Raw genomic sequence first — 3914 nt, 5'->3', positions numbered from 1 at the left:
TTGATCCAGTGGGTGAACACGGGGGAGGTGTCGAGGAGTTCGGCTCCCATGCCGGGCCACTGCGAGCCCTGTCCGGGGAACACGAACACCACCTTTCCGGCGGCCGATGCGACGCCCTCGGTGACCTGCTCCGCCGGTGATCCGTCGGCGAGGGCGGCCAGGCCGGCTCGCAGTTCGTCACCGGTGGCACCGACGACGACGGCGCGGTGTTCCAGCGTCGCCCGTGCGGTGGCCAGTGAGTGGCCGACATCGGCCGGGTTCGGGTCGTCGAGGGTCAGCAGCCGCCGGGCCTGGGCGCGCAGCGCCTCGGGGGTCTTCGCCGACAGCGTCCACGGCACGACACCGTGGTCGGGTACGGCGACGGCGGGTTCGTCGGTGACGGGCGGTTGCTCGAGGATGACGTGGGCGTTGGTGCCGCTGACGCCGAACGCGGAGATGCCGACACGGCGGGGGTGGTCGTGGTCGGGCCAGGGCTGCTGTTCGGTGAGGAGGGAGACCGCGCCGGTGCTCCAGTCGACGTGTGGGGTGGGCTCGTCGACGTGCAGGGTGCGGGGCAGTACCCCGTGCTGCATGGCCAGCACCATCTTGATGACGCCGGCGGCGCCGGCGGCGGCCTGGGTGTGGCCGATGTTGGACTTCACCGAGCCGAGCCACAGGGGCTGTTGGCGGTCCTGTCCGTAAGTGGCGAGGAGCGCCTGGGCTTCGATGGGATCGCCGAGCTTCGTTCCGGTGCCGTGGGCTTCGACGGCGTCCACGTCGGAGGGCTGGAGGCCGGCGTTGGCGAGGGCCTGGCGGATCACCCGCTGCTGCGAGGGCCCGTTGGGCGCGGTGAGCCCGTTGGACGCGCCGTCCTGGTTGACGGCGGAACCGCGCACCACCGCCAGGACCGGGTGGCCCAGGCGTTGGGCGTCGGAGAGCCGCTCCACCAGCACCAGGCCCACGCCCTCCGCGGAGCCGAACCCGTCGGCATCGGACGAGAACGCCTTGCACGTGCCGTCCGGCGCGAGACCCTGCTGCCGGCTGAACTCCGTGAACATGTGCGGCGTCGCCATCAGCGCGACACCACCCGCCAGCGCCGCGGAGGACTCGCCGCGGCGGACCGACTCCACCGCGAGGTGCAGGGCGACCAGCGACGAGGAGCAGGCGGTGTCGATGGTGACGGCGGGGCCTTCGAGACCGAAGGTGTAGGAGATGCGGCCCGAGGCCACGCTGGCGGTGACGCCCGTCAGCAGGTAGCCCTCCAGCTCCTCCGGGGGCGTGGTGATCCGGGACTGGTAGTCCTGGTAGGTCAGGCCGACGAAGACGCCGGTCCGACTGCCGTGCAACGACGTCGGGTCGATGCCCGCCTGTTCGAAGGTCTCCCACGCGGTTTCCAGCAGCAGCCGCTGCTGGGGGTCCATCGCCAGGGCCTCGCGCGGGGAGATCCCGAAGAGGTCCGCGTCGAAGTCGGCGACGTCGTACAGGAACCCGCCGCGGCCGGTCGCCGAGCGGCCCGGATCCCCCGGCTTCCCGGACAGCAGCTGCTGCAGGTCCCACCCGCGATCGGTGGGGAAGTCCCCGATGGCATCGCCGCCGTCCACGACCAGCCGCCACAGGTCCTCCGGTGAGCCGACGGCTCCCGGATAGCGGCACGCCATCGCGACGACGACCACCGGATCGTCGTCGTCACGCGCCTGCGTGGGAACGGCGACCGGCCCGGTCTCCTCCTCACCGACCAGCACGGACTCGACGTGGCGCGCCACCGCGACGGCCGTCGGGTAGTCGAAGACCAGGCTCGACGGCAGCCGGACCCCGGTCTCCGCCGCGAGCCGGTTGCGGAGCTCCACCCCGGTGAGCGAGTCGAACCCCAGGTCGCGCAGCGGCCGTTCGACGTTGACGAGCAGCGGATCGGCGTGGCCCAGGACGGCGGCGACCTGGGCGCGCACCAGGTCGAGCACCGCCGCCGACCGCGGCGGCCCGGACAGGAACCGTACCCGAGCGGCCAGCCCCGGCGCGGTCTCCTCGTCGCGGTTGCCGGACATCGCCGCCACGAGGGCGCGCACCTCGGGAAGGCCCTCGATGAGCGGCCGCGGCCGGGCCTCGGCGTAGGCCAGGTGGAACCGGTCCCAGTGGATGTCGGCCACCATGGTGGTCGCGCGGTCCTCGTCGGCACCGTGGGCGAGGACCGCCAGAGCCAGTTCGGGTGCGAGGGGCAGGGCTCCGTGGCGCTGGAGCCGGTCCTGGACGCCGCCCACCGCGGCCATGCCGTCCCCGGCCCACGGGCCCCAGGCATAGGACGTCGCCGGCAGACCCAGGGAACGCCGGTGTTCGGCCAGCGCGTCCAGGTAGGCGTTGCCGGGCGCGTACCCGCCCTGGCCGGGGATGCCGAGCACGCCGGCGATCGACGAGAACAGCACGAACTCGTCGAGCTCCGCGGTGAGTTCGTGCAGGTGCCGGGCACCCTCCGCCTTGACCCGCAGCACCCGGTCGAGCTGGTCGACGGTCAGGGCGTGCACCACCGCGTCGTCGAGCACGCCCGCCGTGTGGAACACGGACGTCACCGTGAACGCGGCGAGCAGGCGGGCCACGTCGGACCGGTCGCCCACATCGCACGCCACGACGGCGACCTCGGCACCGAGCTCACGCAACTCCGCGGCGAGCGCGTCCGCGCCCGGAGCCTGCGGTCCACGCCGGCTCGCCAGCACCAGCTGCCCGGCGCCCTCCTGGGCGAGCTGCCGGGCGACCCGCGCGCCGAGCGCGCCGGTGCCGCCGGTGACGAGCACCGTGCCGCGCGCCCGGCGTTCCGCCGTGACCGGGGTCCTCGCCCCGGCGTGCACCAGCCGGCGGGCGAAGGTGCCGGAGCCGCGGACGGCCACCTGGTCCTCGCTGCGCTGCGCCAGGACGGCCAGCAGCCAGGCCACCGCCTGCTCGCTGGGGAGCGCGGGAAGGTCCACGAGCCCGCCCCAGCGTTCGGGCTGCTCCAGGGCGACCACCCGTCCGAGGCCCCACACCTGGCTCTGCGCGGGGTTGCGCAGGGCGTCCTCCCGGTCCACCGCGACCGCGCCCGAGGTGAGGGTCCACAACGGGACGTCCAGGCCCGCGTCGGCGAGCGCATGGATCAGCGTCAGCGTGGCGGCCGTGCCCGTCGGGACCGCACCGTGCCGCGGGGCCACGGTGTCACCGGTCGCCACCAGCGACAGCACCGCGTCCACGCCGCGGGGCAGCAGGTCGGCCAGGGCGGCGCGGTCCTCGGCGCCGAGCCGGTGCTCCACCACCTCGGCTCCGCCCGCACGCAGACCGTCCCGCGCCGCCTGCGCCCACGCGGCGTCGTGCTCGCCGTCCGCGGTGACGACCAGCCACGTGCCGGTCGGCGCGCCGCGGCCGATGCCGGTCGACGGCACCCACTCGACCGCGTAGCGGAGGGCGTCGAGGCGGCTGCTCGCACGGCGCTGCTCGCGCCGGCGGGCCAGCGCGGGCAGCGCCTGCCGCAACCAGTCCGGCCGGTCCTCGCGCAGACCCAGCACCGCGGAGACGGCGTCGGCGTCGGCTGCTTCCACGGCCTCCCAGAACTCCTCGTCGCCACCGTCGCCACCGTGGCCGGCCGTCGCCGCGAGCCCGGCCGGCGAGTCGAGCCAGTACCGGGTGCGCTGGAAGGGGTAGGTGGGCAGGGGCACCCGCCGTGCGCCCGGGTACTGGGCGCTCCAGTCGACGGGCAGGCCGCGCACCCAGGCCTGCGCGGCGGACGTGAGGAGGTCGGCCCGGCTGCCGTGACCGCGCCGAAGCGCACCGACGGCGGCGACGTCGGTCCCGGCCGCGTCGGCCGTGTCCTGGAGCGACGCGGTGAGGACGGGGTGGGGGCTGGGTTCGATGAAGGTGGTGTGGTGGTTGGTGATGAGGGTTTGGGTGGTGGGGTGGAAGAGGACGGGGTTGCGGAG

General features: G+C 74.7%; 1 protein-coding gene. It reads right to left on the bottom strand.

Features of this window, described 5'->3' with window-relative positions; genetic code table 11:
• Window positions 1–3914: type I polyketide synthase (locus tag AC0B61_RS37015; RefSeq protein WP_471746912.1), on the bottom strand; the 3914-nt coding region annotated here is incomplete at both ends.

Source organism: Kitasatospora sp. NPDC023385 (genome assembly GCF_055664045.1).
The sequence above is the reverse complement of the archived record's forward strand: the minus strand, read 5'-3'. Positions and strand labels throughout refer to the sequence as shown.